Annotated in this window: 1 protein-coding gene; it reads left to right on the forward strand. The window is 56.9% G+C overall.

All coding sequences use genetic code 11. From position 1 onward, the window contains the following. Positions 1-37: 37 nt before the first annotated feature. The coding region (locus H0A72_RS21955; RefSeq protein WP_180158635.1) for a response regulator transcription factor at positions 38-536 on the forward strand (499 nt) is incomplete at its 3' end.

Raw genomic sequence — 536 nt, forward strand, 5'->3', positions numbered from 1 at the left:
CGACCAGCACAACAGAAAATCCCCAGGAGTTGAATGCATGACTACATCTCAAGCACCGAGCAGAGTTTTTATCGTCGATGACGACGAAGCGGTACGCGACTCAGTACGCTGGCTGCTGGAAGCCAATGGCTACCGTGTGCGCAGCTTCAGCGGTGCTGAAGAATTCCTCCATACTTACGAGCCCGATCAAGTGGGTGTCCTGATTGCCGACGTGCGTATGCCGGGCATGAGCGGTCTTGAGCTCCAGGAAGAACTTAATAGGCGGGGCGCGCCATTACCCATCGTCTTCATCACCGGGCACGGCGACGTTCCCATGGCCGTCACCACCATGAAGAAGGGCGCCATCGACTTTCTTGAAAAGCCCTTCAACGAAACTGACCTGCGCACTATCGTTGCTCGCATGCTGGAACAAGCCACCGAGCGGGTCAGCCAGGCCCAGGCTCAAAAAAATCATCAAGCCGTGCTCAGCCGCCTGACAGCACGCGAACAGCAGGTGCTGGAGCGCATAGTGGCCGGTCGCCTGAACAAACAGATTG

This window comes from Parapusillimonas granuli (genome assembly GCF_013416525.1).
Taxonomy (GTDB): Bacteria; Pseudomonadota; Gammaproteobacteria; order Burkholderiales; family Burkholderiaceae_B; genus Parapusillimonas; species Parapusillimonas granuli.